We start from the raw sequence: 15,648 nt of genomic DNA on the forward strand, positions 1-15,648 counted from the left end.
TGGTCGGGGTGACCACCAGCACGCAGTAAACTGCTGGTCAATGAATACCTCAGAGGTCGACAGCGATTCCCGGTCCGACGAGAGGGACGCCGCCGACCCGTCCTTCGCCGATCTCGGTATCGATGACCGCATTCTGACGGCCATCGCCGATGTCGGCTACGAGTCGCCGTCGCCGATCCAGGCCGCCACGATTCCCCCGCTGATCGCGGGGGCCGATGTGGTGGGCCTGGCGCAGACGGGTACCGGTAAGACCGCAGCCTTCGCGATCCCGATCCTGATGGGTCTGGCCAACGCGGAGGGTCGTCCGTCCAAGAGCCCGCGCGCGCTGGTGCTCGCGCCGACCCGTGAGCTGGCGATCCAGGTGGCGGAGGCGTTCGGTAAGTACTCCGCGCATCTGCCGGGTGTGCACGTGCTGCCGATCTACGGCGGTCAGAACTACGCGGTGCAGCTGTCGGGGCTGCGGCGGGGCGCGCAGGTCGTCGTCGGCACGCCGGGCCGGGTCATCGATCACCTCGAACGCGGCACGCTGGATCTGTCGCAGTTGCAGTATCTGGTGCTCGACGAGGCCGACGAGATGCTGAAGATGGGCTTCCAGGAGGACGTGGAGCGCATCCTGCGCGATACGCCCGCCGAGAAGCAGGTCGCGCTGTTCTCCGCGACCATGCCGTCGGTGATCCGCAAGATCTCCAAGCAGTACCTGCACGATCCGGTCGAGATCACCGTCAAGGCCAAGACCGCGACGGCCAGCAATATCACCCAGCGCTGGGTGCACGTGTCCTACCAGCGCAAACTCGATGCGTTGACGCGGATCCTCGAGGTCGAGTCCTTCGAGGCGATGATCATCTTCGTGCGCACCAAGCAGGCCACCGAGGAGCTGGCCGAGAAGTTGCGTTCGCGGGGTTACTCCGCGGCCGCGATCAACGGCGATATCGCGCAGAACCAGCGCGAACGCACCATCGGACAGCTCAAATCCGGTGCGGTGGACATCCTGGTCGCCACCGATGTGGCCGCGCGCGGGCTGGACGTGGATCGCATCTCGCACGTGCTCAACTACGACATCCCGCACGACACCGAGTCCTATGTGCACCGCATCGGCCGTACCGGCCGCGCCGGTCGTACCGGTGAGGCGCTGCTGTTCGTCGCGCCGCGCGAACGCCGCCTGCTCGACGCGATCGAGCGCGCCACCCGCCAGCCGCTGACCGAGATGCAGCTGCCCAGCGTGGACGATGTGAACGCGCAGCGGGTGGTGAAATTCCACGACGCCATCACCGAGAATCTGTCCGCGGACAATCTGGCGCTGTTCCGCAAGCTGATCGAGGATTACGAGGCCGAGCACAACATCCCGCTGGTCGATATCGCCGCAGCGCTCGCGGTCGGTTCGAACGACGGCGACAACTTCTTCATGGAGCCCGAGCCGGAGCCGGAAAAGCAACGGCGCGAACGGGTTCCGCGCAAGTTCGACGAACGCGAGGAGCGTCGTCCGGCCGGGCCGAGCAAGAATCGCGCCACCGGCGCGGACATGGTGACGTACCGGATCGCCGTCGGTAAGCGGCATCGCGTGGTGCCCGGAGCGATCGTCGGGGCCATCGCCAACGAGGGCGGCCTGCGCCGCAGCGACTTCGGGCATATCAGCATCCGGCCTGATCACAGCCTCGTCGAGCTCCCGGCCGATCTGCCGCCCGAGACCCTGGAAGCGTTGCGCCGCACCAGGATCAGCGGTGTGCTCATCCAGCTCCAGCTCGATCAGGGCCCGCCCGGACAGCGTCCGCTGACCCGCGGCCCGCGTCGCGAACCCAAGCGTTTCGACCGCCGCAAGCCGCGCGCTTGAGCGCTTGACCGCCTCCCCGCGCCTCAGCGTGTCGTGAGTGCCGCGAGAGTTGGGCTTCGGGCCGACGGTGAGTAGTGGGTCGGCTTCCGGGCGTGCCCCAGAAGTTACCCATGTACTCGCGAAATCAGCCGTCGCCTTGTCGTGCTCACGAAACCAGCCGTTGGCTTGTCGTGCTCACGAAATCAGCCGTTGGCTTGTCGTGCTCGCGAAATCAGCCGTTGGCTTGTCGTGCTCACGAAATCAGCCGTTGGCTTGTCGTGCTCACGAAATCAGCCGTCGCTTTGTTGTGCTCGCGAAATCGGCCGTCGGCTTGTTGTGTTCGTGAAATCGGCCGTCGGCTTGTTGTGTTCGTGAAAAGCCGTCGCTTTGTTGTGCTTGCGAAATATGCCGTCGCGCCGCCCGAGGTTTTGTGCCTCGGGCGGCGGTTGTGGAGCGTGGTTGCTGGTGGGGGTGCCGCAGACTAGCGGGCGCTGTGGGGGCCCGAGGGGATGCCGCCGGGGACGGCCTGGCTCGGGGCCTTCGGAGCCGGGCTCGCTGGGGTGGCGGGGTCCGGGATGGGCGCGTTGAAGTTGGGGGCCGGGGCGTTGTAGACGGTGAACGCGCCGACGGTGGGGGCGATGACGCAGGTGCCGCCGGGGTAGCCGATGGTGCCCCAGATGGCGGCGACCACGGTGCCCGGGCCGGTGGTGACCGTCTTGGACAGGCCGGGCAGGCGGTACTGGGTCATATCGTTCAGCGGGGCGACGCCGCTGCGGCCGTTGCCGGTGTTGAGCCACGCGACGTTCAGGCCCGAACTGGTCGCGTAGCCGGGGGTGGCGGTGGTGGCCTGGAAACGCAGCGTGCCGTAGCCGCCGTGCAGGCCGTTGTCGACGCCGTTGGATCCCGCGACGCCCGAACTCACCGTCATGGTGACCGGGTTGCCGGGGCAGCCGAAGGTGGGGGAGGAGAACCAGAACGGCTGGAACGCGCCCGCGATGTGATCGAGTTTGGCGGCGGTCAGCAGGTGTGCGGACTTGGCCAGCTTGCTCACCGCGTTCTTCGCCGCGGCGTCCTTGCCTGCGGTCGCGGTGAGGTGATCGATCGCGGTGTCGGTCGCGCTCGGCGCGGCGGCGGCGGTACCGAATACGGTCGCCGTCCCGATACCGACGCATGCCGCCAGCGCGGCCAGACGCGCGAAGATCCTGCCGTTCACTCGTCGTACTCCTTGTCGTGCATCCCGACCTCGACGGGACCGGCCGCCGACGGGCGGCCGCATCCTCTTCCGGGGCAACCTACCAGCTGACGGCCGGTCGAGTGCGGTGGACCGGACACGCCCGGCCGGTCATGGCGAATACGCTGGTGTGATCCATCCGACAGCTCCGGTTTACCGGGGAGTAGGTTTGAGTCCGGAAATCCGACATGGTGGGAGACGCCCATGAAACTTGCTCTGGCACCCGATGCGGTGGCCTTCCGGGACGAACTGCGTAAGTTCTACCGGTCCGAGATTCCGGCCGAGATCCGGGACAAGGTGAAATACGGCCGGGAACTCTCCCGCGACGACATCGTGACCGCGCACAAGACCCTGCACGCGAACGGTCTCGCGGTGCCGAACTGGCCCGCCGAATGGGGTGGCAAGGACTGGACGCCGCTGCAGCGTCACATCTGGGAAGACGAGATGCAGCTGGCCTGCGTGCCCGAGCCGCTGACCTTCAACGCCAACATGATCGGCCCGGTGATCGCCCAGTTCGGTTCGCCCGAACTCAAGGAGCGCTTCCTGCCGCCGACCGCGGCCCTCGACATCTGGTGGTGCCAGGGCTTCTCCGAGCCCGACGCCGGTTCGGACCTGGCCTCGCTGCGCACCACCGCGGTGCGCGACGGCGATTCCTACATCGTCAACGGCCAGAAGATCTGGACCACGCTGGCCCAGTACGCCGACTGGATCTTCTGTCTGGTGCGCACGAATCCCGATGCGCCCAAGAAGCAGGCCGGTATCTCGATGCTGCTGTTCGACGTGAACACCCCCGGCGTGACGATCCGCCCGATCAAGCTGATCGACGGCCATCACGAGGTCAACGAGGTCTTCTTCGAGAACGTCCGGGTGCCCGCCGATCAGCTGGTCGGCGAGGAGAACATGGGCTGGACCTACGCGAAGTTCCTGCTCGGCAACGAGCGCACCGGTATCACCGGCGTCGGCCGCACCAAGGTCAAGCTGGCGGTCGCTAAGGAGTACGCGGCGCAGACGAAGCTCGGTGCGGGCACGCTGCTGCAGGATCCGGTGTTCGGCGCGCGGGTGGCCGAGTTGGAGAACGAACTGCTGGCCCTGGAACTCACGCTGTTGCGCGTGGTGGCCAATTCCGCCGAGGGCAAACCGAATCCGGTGTCCTCGGTCCTGAAACTGCGTGGTTCGGAATTGCAGCAGGCCGCGACCGAGCTGCTGCTGGACATCGCGGGCCCGGACGCCCTGCCGGTGAACGCCGAGGCCATCGCCTCGCCCGATTGGGCGCAGCGCAGCGGTCCCGGATACCTGAACTTCCGCAAGACCACCATCTACGGAGGATCGAGCGAGGTGCAACGCACCATCATCGCCTCCACCATCCTCGGATTGTGAGGCGCAGCCATGGATTTCGAACTCACCGATGAACAGGGCATGCTGCGCGACACCGTCCGCGATCTGCTGGCCCGCAGCTACGACCCGGAGTCCCGGTTGAAGGTGATCGACACCGAACTGGGCTGGAACCGCGACGTGTGGGGTCAGCTGGCCGAATTGGGTGTGCTGGGACTGAGTTTCAGCGAGGAGGACGGCGGCGTCGGCGCCGGTCCGGTGGAGACCATGGTGGTCATGGAGGAGATCGGCCGTCGGCTCGCGCCCGAACCGCTGCTGGACGCGGTGCTGCTGCCCGGCGGGTTGATCGCCCGGGTGGGTACCGCGCAGCAGCGTGCCCGGGTGTTGCCCGAGGTCGTCTCCGGCTCGACACTGCTCGCCTTCGCCCACGACGAGCCCGGAACCCGCTGGCCCGCAACCGGTTCGGCGGTCACCGCGACCACCGACGGGGACGGCTACCGGATCACGGGTGTGAAGAATCCGGTGCCGCACGGTGATTGCGCCGATCTGCTGGTCGTCAGCGCGACGCTGCCGGGTGGCGGTGTCGGGTTGTTCCTGGTCAGCGCCGATGTCGTGACCCGCACGCCGTACCGCACCTTCGACGGGCAGCGTGGCGCGCAGATCGAATTCGACGGTGCGGCAGCCGAATTGCTCGGCGAGGCCGCCGACGTGTCGGGGGCGATCGCGGCGCAGATCGCCGAGGCGCAGGCGAGCCTATGCGCGGAGTCGGTCGGGGCGATGGCCGAGGCGTTGCGGTTGACCACCGAATATCTGAAGACCCGCAAGCAGTTCGGGGTCACGCTGTCGAAGTTCCAGACGCTCACCCAGCGCGCGGCGAACATGTACGTCTCGCTGGAACTGGCGCGCAGCATGAGCGTGTACGCGACCGCCTCGCTCACCGAGTGCGAACCCGATCCGGCCGTGGCCTCGCGGGCACGTTTGCAGGTCGGCCGCTCGGCCCGGCACATCGGGCAGGAGGCGATCCAGATGCACGGCGGCATCGGCATCACCACCGAATACCCGGTCAGCCACTACACCGCGCGGCTCACCGCCATCGAGCACACCTTCGGCGGCGGCTTCGAACATCTGCGGGTGCTGACCGATCGTCTCGGCGAATACGACCTGGTCGAGCTGTAATACGACCGCGGTGACGGCCGCCCGCGCCTCAGTTGTCGCCCTCCTCGGACGGCAGCCGGTGGTGGGGGGAACGCGGTTCGGTCGTCACCTCGGTGGTCGTGGTGTCCTGCTCGTCGAACGGGTCGGTGGTGCTCGTCGGCGGCGTGGTGTAGGTGGGGGTGTCGAAACTCTGCTCGTCGAACGGGTCCGTGGTCGTCGTCGCGAACGGGTCCGAGGTCGGGGTGTCGCCCGGATGGGACGGGAACGGCGAGGTGGTGGAGGTGTGCCGGGGCGTGGTCTTGGCCGCGATGTGCCAGGACGGCGAGGGTGGGATCACCACGACGTAGGTCGGGGAGGCCGAATTCGCCGCGCGGGTGCCGGTGGCGACGTGTCCGTCCGCGCTGATCGGCGGCGGGGCGACGTACACGTCGTGCTGGCCGAGGCCGCAGGCCCCGATCAGCACCAGCCCCAACGAGATTGCGCCCGCCGCGATTGCCGGGCCTGCCACCTTGGCGGTCAGGCGGTGTGGGATGTCCTCGGCGTTATCCCCCGACTCCGCCTTGCTGCCGTGCATTGGTGACTAGCTCCTCAAACTTTTCCCGAGTCGGCCTCACATTATCCGAGCGCAGGGGGTGGGACCAGATGAGTGTGCCGGTCGACAAGATACCGACCCGTTTTGTCAAACAGCTTTGGTTCAGATAACGAATTGATAACTTCGGCGTGTCACGCGCGTGTCGGGTGGAGATTTGGCAACGGAGCCGTAGCGTGTGGGCAAAGTTACACGTCAGACGCCTTCAATATGCCGGGGGAAGCCGTGAGATTCACGGCTCCGGCGGCGTCATCGAGGAGTGGTGATGGGAGCTTTCTCGACGACCCCCCTGGGCGCGGCGACCCAGAGCGATTCGGCCGCAGCCGAATCCGTGCGCCCCGTCTGGGCAATCGTTTCTCGCCTCGTGGCCTGGGTGATCTTCGCAGGCGGCATGGTGGGAGCCGTGATGGGCATTGTCGATCTACGCGTCCTGGTCACCGTCGCGGGCCTGATCCTCGCCAGCACCGCAGGTTTGGTGCTGTTGAAGCTCCGGGCCGACGCGCACGGCACGGCCTGAACGCGCAGATCCCCCGACGCCCGCGGAAATCCGCTGGGCGGTAAGGAATTACGCGCCCGGCTCCGGTCGGGGTGTGATTCGAGTGGGCCGCGGGCCTCGTGCGGGTCCGGCGGTCCTGTCCGGTGCCCTCGGTGATTCGTTGCGGCACACGGTGATTCCCGTGGTGAGCGGGATGTTCGGTGCCTCGGTCGTGGATTCGTAGTCTGCCGCCCGACCTATCGTGGAACCCGTGCTCGCCGAGGGGCGTTACCCGGCCTTCGCCCGCTGGTTCCAGGGGCGCACCGGCGTGCGTCCCGCTGAACCGGTGGAATGGCCCCTCGGCTGCATCCTCGACGGCCTCACTGTGCGGCTCAGCCTGCCTGAGTACGCCGTTCGCCTGAGGCGAGTTAGCTTGTCCGAGTGGACCGTTCGCTTGGCGCGAGTCGCCTTGCCGGAGTGGGCCGTTCGTCTGGAGCGAGACGATATGCCCGAGTGGGCTTATGCGCCCCGAGCGGGTCGAACTGTCCGGACAGGCCTGCCGCCCGTCCGGGACGAGCGGGGGTCAGTCCGTCGTCAAGGTGCGGATCTGCTCGTCGGACATGCCGAGTAGGTCGGACAGCACCTCGTGGGTGTGTTCGCCCAGGTCGGGGCCGACGTTGCGGATGGGGAGCGAGGTGTCGCCGATGACGGGGACGATGCCGGGGAAGCCCACCTGCTTCGGCTCGGGTTCGCCGACATCCACCGGGAAATGCTGAATCATGTTGCGGGACAGGTACTGTGCGTCGGTGGTGATGTCGGCTGCGGTGTAGATCGGGCCGGACGGGATGCCGGCGTTCTCCAGGATGGCCAGTGCCTCGTCGCGGGTGTGGGTGCGGGTCCAGTCGGCGATGGCGGCGTCGAGGCGTTCGCGGTGCTGCCAGCGACCGGCGTTGTCGGCCAGTTCCGGATCGGCGGCCAGGTCGGGGCGGTCGATGACCTGCATGTAGCGCTGGAAGATGGCGTCGCCGTTGCCGCCGATGATGATGCTGAAGCCGTCCGAGCAGGGGTAGGCGTTGCTGGGGGCGATGCCCTCCATCCGGCCGCCGACGCGTTCGCGGGCGATGCCGTAGGCGTAGTAGTCCGGGACGAGGGATTCCATCACCGACAGGATGGATTCGTTCAGCGCGACGTCGATCATGCGGTGCGGCAACGGAATCGGCGTCGCGCCGGTCGAGCGTTCGCGCTGGAACAACGCCATCACGGTGCCGAAGGCCGCGTAGATGCCAGCGATCGAATCGCCGATGGACACACCCACCCGCACCGGCGGCCGGTCCGGATCGCCGACCAGTTCGCGCAGCCCGCCGACGGCCTCGGCGACCGCCGCGAAACCGGGGCGCTGGGACATCGGCCCGGTCTGACCGTAGGCGGAGATGCGGGTGATGATCAGATCCGGATTGGCCGCGTTCAACTCCCGCGGCCCCAACCCCCACTTCTCCAGCATGCCGGGACGGAAATTCTCCAGCAGCACATCGCAGCGGGAGACCAGATCCAGCACGATCGCCCGGCCCGCCTCGGACCGCAGATCCAGCGTGATGGACTTCTTGTTCCGGTTCACCGTCCGGTACAGCATCGAGGTGTCCCCGCCGTACAACCGCCAATTACGTAGCTCGTCACCGGTTTTCGGCCGCTCGACCTTGATCACCTCGGCCCCGAAATCCCCGAGGATCCGCCCCGCGGTCGGCGCCGCGATGTAATTGCCCAGCTCCAGAACCCGCACTCCGTCCAGCGGCCGAATCTCCATGAAACCGATTCAACCAGTCCGGGTGCGAACCCCCTCGCTCGCGCTGCCGATCCGGAATCGAGCGCAGTACTGTCGGCGGCAGCAGCACAGACCGCGGTGCGCCCACGAGCACTCTGCCCATGCTCTGTGTGAGAACACCTCGACCTCGCGCGTGGTGCCGTCCGGCGCGGGCACCCCGACGCGACATTGGGCGTGTCCACGCCGCGGCGCTCCACGAGGCGATCGGCCACGACCACGCCGGGTCTCGCATCGGCCGGATCGGCACGATCGTGGCGGCTGGAATGGACGGTATCGGCGGGGATCCCGCAGTGCGGTTCCAACAGGGGGTCGAGCGGTTGGTGAATCGACCGGAAATCGCGGCTGCCGAAGGTAATTCGCGGTCGTAATTCTCAGGTGCGCTGTCATCGGGCGGTGGCAGGTCGACACGATGCGTGCGATGAAGGTGAAAGCCGCAGCCGCGGAGGGGGATTCGCGGCTGCGGCTTTCGGGGCGGTGGGATCAGGCGGCGACCTTTTCGACGACCGAGTAGTGCTCGGCGTTGCCCGCGATCACCGTGCTGGAGCGGCCGTCGACGCCGACCGGGATGTCGCCCGCGAGGGTGATGCGGGTGAGCTTGCGGTGTTCGGCGGCGGAGTAGTCGTCGATGGCGTAGTGCTGGGTGGCACGGTTGTCCCAGATGGCGACGTCACCGAGGGACCAGTTCCAGCGGGTGGTGTGCTCGAGGCGGGTCACCCGGTCCTGGAACAGGCGGAACAGGGCCTGCGATTCGGCGGAGTTCAGGCCCGCGAAGTACTTCACGAAATGTCCCAGCAGCAGCGCGCGTTCACCGGTTTCGGGGTGCACGCGCACCACCGGGTGCTCGGTCTCGTAGTAGGTGGAGACGAATTCGTCGCGGTAGGACTGATACTTCGGATCCGACTCCTTGCCGTGACCGGCGGCGTAGTCGTAGGTGTTGGTGTGCACCGCGCGCAGGCTCTCCGCCAGCCGCTTGAGCGGGTCGGGCAGCGACTCGTAGGCGGCCACGGTGGAGGCCCAGGTGGTCGAGCCGCCGTAGCTGGGCAGGGTGACCGCGCGCAGGATCGAAGCCTTCGGCACCCGGTCCACGAATGTCACATCGGTGTGCCAGCTGTTGGCCCGGCCGGTGTCGGAATCGATGGCCAGCGAACGGACCCCGCGCGAGGTGACCGTCGGGTGCGGGGTGGTCGGGGTGCCCAGCAGTTCCGCGAACTCGTACTGGCCGTCCTCGGTGAGATGGTCCTGACCGCGGAAGAAGATCACCTTGTGCTCGTTGAGCGCCGCGCGGATCGCCTCGACGACCGGTGCGGACAGGTCGCCACCGAGCCGCACGCCGTCGATACGTGCGCCGATGTGGGTGCCGAGCTGGACCACCTGCACGGCGGTACTGGTTTCTACTGCGTGATCGACGGACATGAGTAGGCCTTTCGCTCGGATCTGTAGTGCATGAGCAGCACATCACCGGCGGGGCGGCCGAACCAGATTTGCGGTCAGCTGGATCGAAACGGTCGCAAGCCTTCTCGATCCGGGGTGCGGACGTCGGATGGCTCGGACGCGGATGGCTCAGCTGAGATGCTCGCGCAAATACGCCAGATCGTCGGCGACACCCTCGGCCGGGGTTTCCAATACGACCGGCGCACCGGCCGTGCGGCAGACCTCGGCGAGCAACTGCGGATCGATGGTGCCCTCGGCGAAGTTCGCGTGCCGGTCCGCGCCCGAATCGAATTCGTCGCGCGAGGAATTCAGGTGGACCAGGTCGATCCGGCCGGTGATGGCCTTGATGCGATCCACGACGCCGATCAACTCCTCACCGCCGGCCCAGGCGTGGCAGGTGTCCAGACAGAAACCCGCGCCGTGCTCGCCGACGACATCCCACAGCTTGGCGATGGAATCGAAATACCGTGCCATGGCGTGATTTCCGCCCGCGGTGTTCTCGATCAGGATGGGCACCGCGAAACCGCCCTTGTCCTGCTGGCGCTCGAACAGCTTGCCCCAGTTGGTGATTCCGGCCTCGATCTCCGCATCCGACCGCACATGCCCGCCGTGCACGACCAGACCGAACGCGCCCAGATCCGCCGCGGCCTGCGCCTGCAGGGCCACCGCCTGACGTGAGGGCATGCGCAGGCGATTGTTGGTGCTGGCCACATTGATCTGATACGAGGAGTGCACCACCACCTCGATCGGGCTGGCCTTGATCTGCTCGGTACGCGGATGCGGTTGGGGTTTGTCCCAACTCTGCGGATCCACCACGAACATCTGGATGACCTCGGCCCCCAACTCCTCGCCGAAGCCGATCGGATCGCTGTCCTGCCTGACGTGGGCTCCAATGCGCATGGGGCGAGCGTATCGCTACCCACCGACAGGTTTCGCCGGGACGCGGAACGGGCTCTCGCGGCCGCTGCGGGGTTCGCGCCGCCGGGGCGTGTGGATTCGTCCGGGCTGCTATGGTTTCGGTGTTTCCCGTGGCCGACGCGAGACGGCGACGGAGTTCATGCGGTACACGGCCGTGCGCTGGCGGGTCCCGGTGCGCGGCACGGGAAGTGGGAGCGGACATCATGGTGGCCAACGGTGAGGTCTTCGCCGGATATCTCATCGAGCGACAGCTCGGTCGCGGCGGCATGGGCTCGGTCTATCTGGCCAAACACCCGCGGCTGCCGCGCATGTCGGCGATCAAACTGCTCAACCGTGAGATGGTGTCCGATCAGGAGATCCGCGCCCGGTTCGAGCGCGAGGCCGATCTGGTCGCCCAGCTGGACCACCCGAATATCGTGACCGTCTACGACCGCGGTCTCGAGGACGGTCAGCTGTGGATCGAGATGCAGTTCATCGACGGTATCGACGCGGCCAGTGTGGACCCGACCAAACTTCCGCCCGAACGCGCGGTGCAGATCATCGGCGAGGTCGCCGAGGCGTTGGACTACGCGCACGGCAACGGCGTCATGCACCGCGACGTGAAACCCGCGAACATGCTGCTGGCCCGCTCGACCGGCGGTAAGGGCGAGCGCGTCTACCTCACCGACTTCGGCATCGCCCGGCTGCGCGACGACGGCGGCCACCTCACCCAGACCGGCACCTTCACCGCGACGCTGGCCTACGCCTCGCCCGAACAGCTCACCGGCGCGAGCCTGGACGGCCGCGCGGATCAGTACTCGCTGGCGTGCAGCCTGTTCTGGTTGTTCACCGGGACCGGGCCGTTCGCGGCGTCGAATCCGGCCGCGGTGATCCGGGGACATCTGCAGGAACCGCCGCCGCTGCTGAGCAAGATCCGGCCCGGCCTGCCGCCGACCATGGACGCCGTACTGGCCAAGGCCATGGCCAAACGTCCGGACGAGCGGTTCGCCTCGTGCGCGGAATTCGCCGTCGCGGCCCGTCGCGCCCTGGCCTCGCCCAGTTCCCCGGCGCAACCGGTGGCCCCGCGGCAGTACACCGGCCCCGGGATGCAGACGGTCGGCCCGCAGACCGTGGGGCCGCAGACGGTCGGCCCGCAGACCGTCGGCCCCCAGATGGGCATGACCGGAACCGGCCCCGGCAACCCGATCGCGCCGCCGCGCACCGGTACCGGGGTGCCGAACGCCGGACCCATGCCGACCATCGGCCAGACCCCCATGCCGATGTCGGTGCGCGCGGCGACACCGCAGCCGATGCAGCAGCCGATGTATCCGCAGAATTCGCCGTACGGGCAGCAGACCGGGTACGGCTACCGGCCCGCGCAGCTGCCGCCGCAGCGCAAGTCCAACACCGGCCTGATCATCGGCATCATCGTCGGCGCGGTGGTCATCCTGCTGATCGTGCTGGCGATCATCGGTTCGGTGGGCTGAGCCGATCCGGCGGTTGCGGCCGGTCCGGTATACCCCCGAAGTATTGGGGGGCATTCCTGATGGCGCGGACGTGCGGGCCACGGAACACTGGAGAGCATGACTGCCGATGCCCTGGGCACCGAAACCACTGCCGCCACCGCGATCGCGGCCCGCGCCACCGATCTGGTCAAGCTGTACGGAACGGGAGACACCCAGGTCCGCGCCCTGGACGGGGTGAGCGCCGACTTCGCCACGGGTGAGTTCACCGCGATCATGGGCCCGTCGGGCTCGGGTAAATCCACGCTGATGCACTGCCTGGCCGGGCTGGACGAGGCCACCACCGGCGCGGTGCACATCGGGGGCACCGATCTGACCGGCCTGTCGGACAAGGCGATGACCGCACTGCGCCGCGACCGGATCGGGTTCGTGTTCCAGGCGTTCAACCTGGTGCCGACGCTGACCGCGCTGGAGAACATCACGTTGCCGTTGGACATCGCGGGCCGTCGCCCCGACCAGGACTGGCTCGACACCGTGATCGAGCGCCTGGGCCTGCGGGATCGGCTCACCCACCGGCCCAGCGAACTGTCCGGCGGCCAGCAGCAGCGGGTGGCGTGCGCCCGCGCCCTGGCCGGAAAACCCGAGATCATCTTCGGTGACGAACCCACCGGCAATCTGGATTCGCGGGCGTCGGGGGAGGTGCTCTCGATCCTGCGCGCGGCGGTCGACGAATTCGGGCAGACGGTCGTCATCGTCACCCACGAACCGCACGCCGCCTCCTATGCGGACCGAGTGATCTTCCTCGCCGACGGCCGCATCGTGGACGAATTGCGGGATCCCACCGCCGAATCCGTGCTGGACCGGATGAAAAAGCTGGAGAACGCCTGATGGCCGGGAGCCCGATGCGCAAGGTGGCCTTGCGCAATCTCGCCGCGCACAAATTGCGTCTGGCCCTGACCGTGCTGTCGGTGATTCTCGGAACCGCTTTCATCGCAGGGTCTTTCGTGTTCACCGATACGCTGCAGAGCACGTTCGACGGGATCTTCGCCGATCAGGCCAAGGGCGTCGACGTGCGGGTGGAGCCGAAGGACCGGCTGTCGCTGGGGGTTCCGCTCGACGTGGTCCAGAAGGTCGCCGCGACTCCGGGCGTGCGCGCGGTCGCACCCGCGGTGCAGGGGCCGGTCGTGCTGTTGAAGGACGGGCGCGCGGTGCAGACCGGCGGTGCGCCGAGCCTGGGGCAGTCGTATCTGCCGCCGGACAAGGCCGTGGCCGAGTCGCAGAAGATCGTCGCGGGCGTCGCGCCGACCCAGCCCGGCCAGATCGCGATCAATTCCGGTGGGGCGCAACGTGCCGGGCTGGCGGTCGGGGATCGCACCGAGATCCTGATCCCGTCCAAGGGCAATATCGTGGTGACGGTCACCGGGATCTACACCATGGCATCGGATTCCGGCGGATTCGTCGGAATCCTGTTCGACGACGCGCAGGCTCGTGAGCTGTTCACCGACGGACAGCATGTGGGCTACGTCGACGTGGCCGCGTCATCTGGCGTGGCGGCGGATACGGTGCGCGACAGGCTGTCCCGGATCCTGCCCGACTACAAGGTGCACGACGGCGATCAGGTGCGCGCGGATCTGAAGGCGCAGGTCGGGAACGCGCTCAAATTCGTGAACTACTTCCTGCTCGCGTTCGGGGCGATCGCGCTGCTGGTGGGCACGTTCATCATCTACAACACGTTCTCGATGATCGTGGCGCAGCGACTGCGGGAGTTGGCCCTGCTGCGGGCGGTGGGTGCGAGTAGACGGCAGGTGGGTCTGTCGGTGGTCGCCGAGGCGGCGATCATCGGATTGATCGGCAGCGCATTGGGTCTGGCCGGTGGTATCGGGTTGGCGTTCGGACTGTCCGGGCTGCTCAACGCCTTCGATCTGGGGCTGCCGACCGGGTCCATGCAGGTGCAGCCGCGCACCGTGCTGGCGGCGCTGGGCATCGGTCTGGTGGTGACGGTGGGCAGCGCGTACGCACCCGCGCGCCGGGCGGCCAAGATTCCGCCGGTGGAGGCCATGCGCGAGGAGTTCGCCTCGACGGGTGAATCGCTGCGGATGCGCACCGGAATCGGGATCGCGCTGGCGGTCGTCGGTGTCGTCCTGGTCGTGCTCGGGGCGCGGCACACCGGCGGGAATGCCGCGTTGACCGTCGGAATCGGCGCTGCGGCACTGATTTTCGCGGTGTTGTTCGCCTCGCCGTCGTTGTCGCGGCCGGTGCTGTCGGTGCTCGGCGTGCTGGTGCGGCCGTTCGGGCCGATCGGGCACATGGCGCGCAATAACGCGGTCCGCAATCCGCGCCGCACCGCCGCGACCGCGTTCGCGTTGACGCTCGGGCTGATGCTGGTCTCGGCGATCGGGATGCTCGGGGCCTCGGCGAAGGCGAGCGTGAGCGATGTGGTCGACCGGGGCGTCAAGGCCGATTACATACTGACCGGTCCGCAGCTGACCGGGGTGCCCGTGGATGCCGGACCGGCCGCGAGAGCCGTTGCGGGAGTGCGGGATGTGGTCGCGTTCCGGGGCGTGCAGATGAAGATCGGCGACCAGCCGGTGTACGGCGTCTCGCCGGACGCGCAGATGAGTCCGGTGCTGAACTACGAGATCCGCAGTGGCGGTTACACACTCGGCGACAACGATATCCAGGTCTCGGAAACCGAAGCCGGGAAACACGATTGGCACGCCGGGCAGCAGGTGCAGTTGGCCGGTATGGACGAGAAGAAGTACACCGTCACGGTGTCCGGGATCTACAAGGACACCCAGTTGCTCGGGGCCATGGTGGTGCCCCCGGCGCTGTACGACCAGGTGATGCCCGTGCAGTTCCGCGCCGATGTGGTGGTGCTGATCGTCGCGGCGCCGGGTACGGATCTGACGCTGCTGCGGGAGAACCTGGTCAAGGCGACCGCGAAAGACGTTGTGGTGCAGGTCGAGGACCGGCAGGAGTTCAAGGGTACGCAGGGGCAGCAGATCGACACCATGCTCGCGATCCTGTACGGGCTGTTGGCGCTGGCGGTGGTGATCGCGGTACTCGGCATCGTCAATACGCTGGCGTTGTCGGTGGTCGAACGGCGTCGCGAGATCGGGATGTTGCGGGCGGTCGGCATGCAGCGGCCGCAGGTTCGCCGGAGCATCTATCTGGAGTCGATGCTGATCGCGGTATTCGGTGCGCTGGTGGGTGTGATTCTCGGGCTCGGGCTCGGTGTCGGATTCCTGCGGACGCTGAGCGATCTGGGGATCAGCACCATCAGCGTGCCGTGGGGGCAGATCGTGCTGATGCTCGTCGGGTCGGGCGTGGTGGGTGTGCTGGCCGCGCTGTGGCCGGGCATTCGTGCGGCGCGTACACCGCCGTTGGCCGCCATCGCGGATCTGTGAGAGTGGCCCGGTCCGGTCGCCGACGCGGTGACCGGACCGGGT

Annotated in this window: 12 protein-coding genes; 7 read left to right on the plus strand and 5 right to left on the minus strand. The window is 67.6% G+C overall.

The window, feature by feature from the left end:
- Nucleotides 1–40 precede the first annotated feature (40 nt).
- Complete coding sequence (locus NRB20_RS14990) at nt 41–1,828, plus strand: DEAD/DEAH box helicase (RefSeq protein ID WP_153410672.1); 1,788 nt, start codon at nt 41–43, stop codon at nt 1,826–1,828.
- Between the two features lie 460 nt (nt 1,829–2,288).
- Here NRB20_RS14990 and NRB20_RS14995 read toward each other — a convergent pair whose 3' ends face one another.
- Nucleotides 2,289–3,020 carry a hypothetical protein gene (locus NRB20_RS14995; RefSeq protein WP_319944936.1) on the minus strand — a complete coding sequence of 244 codons (732 nt, stop codon included), beginning with the start codon at nt 3,018–3,020 and terminating at the stop codon, nt 2,289–2,291.
- 222 nt (nt 3,021–3,242) lie between these two features.
- Here NRB20_RS14995 and NRB20_RS15000 point away from each other — a divergent pair, with 222 nt between their 5' ends.
- Both NRB20_RS15000 and NRB20_RS15005 read left to right on the plus strand, forming a co-directional pair.
- Nucleotides 3,243–4,415: an acyl-CoA dehydrogenase family protein gene (locus NRB20_RS15000; protein WP_153410673.1), complete on the plus strand. Its 1,173-nt coding sequence runs from the start codon at nt 3,243–3,245 to the stop codon at nt 4,413–4,415.
- A gap of 9 nt (nt 4,416–4,424) precedes the next feature.
- Entirely contained in the window at nt 4,425–5,546 is a 1,122-nt protein-coding gene (locus tag NRB20_RS15005) for an acyl-CoA dehydrogenase family protein (protein ID WP_153410674.1), read from the plus strand.
- A gap of 28 nt (nt 5,547–5,574) precedes the next feature.
- Here NRB20_RS15005 and NRB20_RS15010 read toward each other — a convergent pair whose 3' ends face one another.
- The gene (locus NRB20_RS15010; protein WP_153410675.1) at nt 5,575–6,099 is read right to left on the minus strand and encodes a hypothetical protein; all 525 of its coding nucleotides are present in this window, start codon (nt 6,097–6,099) and stop codon (nt 5,575–5,577) included.
- 280 nt (nt 6,100–6,379) lie between these two features.
- Between NRB20_RS15010 and NRB20_RS15015 the strand changes: the two genes are divergently transcribed.
- A complete protein-coding gene (locus NRB20_RS15015; RefSeq protein ID WP_153410676.1) occupies nt 6,380–6,631 on the plus strand; it encodes a hypothetical protein in 252 nt (83 codons plus the stop codon).
- Nucleotides 6,632–7,172: 541 nt separating this feature from the next.
- Here NRB20_RS15015 and NRB20_RS15020 read toward each other — a convergent pair.
- From NRB20_RS15020 to NRB20_RS15030, 3 genes are all read right to left on the minus strand, one after another.
- Nucleotides 7,173–8,390, minus strand: coding sequence for a CaiB/BaiF CoA transferase family protein (locus NRB20_RS15020; RefSeq protein ID WP_153410677.1), 1,218 nt, complete (start codon nt 8,388–8,390; stop codon nt 7,173–7,175).
- Nucleotides 8,391–8,888: 498 nt separating this feature from the next.
- Nucleotides 8,889–9,821: a TauD/TfdA dioxygenase family protein gene (locus tag NRB20_RS15025; RefSeq protein ID WP_153410678.1), complete on the minus strand. Its 933-nt coding sequence runs from the start codon at nt 9,819–9,821 to the stop codon at nt 8,889–8,891.
- Between the two features lie 147 nt (nt 9,822–9,968).
- Entirely contained in the window at nt 9,969–10,739 is a 771-nt protein-coding gene (locus NRB20_RS15030) for a deoxyribonuclease IV (RefSeq protein WP_153410679.1), read from the minus strand.
- A 221-nt stretch (nt 10,740–10,960) separates the two neighbouring features.
- Between NRB20_RS15030 and NRB20_RS15035 the strand changes: the two genes are divergently transcribed.
- The 3 genes from NRB20_RS15035 (at nt 10,961) to NRB20_RS15045 (ending at nt 15,606) form a co-directional block, all read left to right on the plus strand.
- Nucleotides 10,961–12,223, plus strand: a complete 1,263-nt coding sequence (locus tag NRB20_RS15035; protein WP_153410680.1) for a serine/threonine-protein kinase — start codon at nt 10,961–10,963, stop codon at nt 12,221–12,223.
- 96 nt (nt 12,224–12,319) lie between these two features.
- Nucleotides 12,320–13,087: an ABC transporter ATP-binding protein gene (locus NRB20_RS15040; protein WP_153410681.1), complete on the plus strand. Its 768-nt coding sequence runs from the start codon at nt 12,320–12,322 to the stop codon at nt 13,085–13,087.
- Nucleotides 13,087–15,606 carry an ABC transporter permease gene (locus NRB20_RS15045; protein ID WP_194289854.1) on the plus strand — a complete coding sequence of 840 codons (2,520 nt, stop codon included), beginning with the start codon at nt 13,087–13,089 and terminating at the stop codon, nt 15,604–15,606. Before NRB20_RS15040 ends, NRB20_RS15045 begins: the two co-directional genes overlap by 1 nt.
- Nucleotides 15,607–15,648: the final 42 nt, after the last annotated feature.

Source organism: Nocardia macrotermitis, assembly GCF_009604405.1.
Classification (GTDB): Bacteria; Actinomycetota; Actinomycetes; order Mycobacteriales; family Mycobacteriaceae; genus Nocardia; species Nocardia macrotermitis.